The sequence below is a fragment of the Variovorax sp. 05T418 genome (assembly GCF_056396385.1).
This window is the reverse complement of record NZ_JBFTLJ010000043.1, coordinates 1-1109: the sequence shown is the minus strand read 5'-3', so window position 1 is coordinate 1109 and position 1109 is coordinate 1. Positions and strand designations below refer to the sequence as shown.

The 1109-nt window shown below is 66.6% G+C and carries 1 protein-coding gene; it reads right to left on the bottom strand.

Features of this window, described 5'->3' with window-relative positions; translation table 11 throughout:
* The coding region (locus AC1DMS_RS31665) for a (2Fe-2S)-binding protein (protein ID WP_478182139.1) at positions 1 to 1109 on the bottom strand (1109 nt) is incomplete at both ends.

The window sequence follows — 1109 nt, the reverse complement described above, 5'->3', positions numbered from 1 at the left end:
TCCTTCTTCACCCCCAAGAGGTCGATGCGCTGGCCGCCCGTGACCTTGACGGTCGGGATCTGGTACTTGTCGGCCGCATCCGCGATGCGGCGCAGCTCGTCGGGCGTGGTGTGGCCGCCCCACATCCGCGGGATGACGGAATAGGTGCCGTCCTTCTGGATGTTGGCGTGGCTGCGCTCGTTGATGAAGCGGCTCTGCGGATCGTCCTTGGCCTCCTTGGGCCAGGTGCTGATCAGGTAGTAGTTGATGGCCGGGCGGCAGGTGGCRCAGCCGTTGGGCGTGCGCCAGCCCAGGTTGCGATACACCTCGTCGTGCGTCAGGTAGTGCGCCTTGCGGATGGCRTCGCGCACGTCCTGGTGGTTCGCGTCGGTGCAGCCGCACACGGCCTTCTTCTTGGGCGTGGCCGAGTAGTCGCCGCCGGCGGTGAACATCAGGATCTGCTCCACSAGGCCGGTGCACGAGCCGCAGCTGGCGCTGGCCTTGGTGTGCTTCTTGACCTCGTCCAGGGTGAACAGGCCCTTGTCCTTGATGGCCTTGCAGATGGTGCCCTTGGTCACGCCGTTGCAGCCGCACACCTCGGCGTCGTCGGGCATGCCGGCGGCCTTGCTGTGGCCCTCGTGGCCGGTGTCGCCGATGTTGGATTCGCCGAACATCAGCTTGTCGCGGATGTCGTGCACGCTGCGYCCGTCGCGCAGGAGCTTGAAGTACCAGCTGCCGTCCACCGTGTCGCCGTACAGGCACGCGCCCACCAGCTTGTCGTCCTTGATGACCAGCTTCTTGTAGACCCCGCCGAAGGGGTCGCTCATGACGATCTCTTCCGTGCCTTCGCCGCCCATGAACTCGCCGGCCGAGAACAGGTCGATGCCGGTGACCTTGAGCTTGGTGGAGGTGAGGGACCCCAGGTAGCGCCCGATGCCGAACTGGGCCAGGTGGTTGGCCGCGACCTTGGCCTGCTCGAAGAGCGGGGCGACCAGGCCGTAGGCGATGCCGCGGTGGGCCGCGCATTCGCCCACCGAGTAGATGCGCGCATCGGTCACGGTCTGCATGGTGTCGGTGACGACGATGCCGCGGTGGCAGTGCAGGCGCATCCGCTCGGCCAGTTCGGTGTT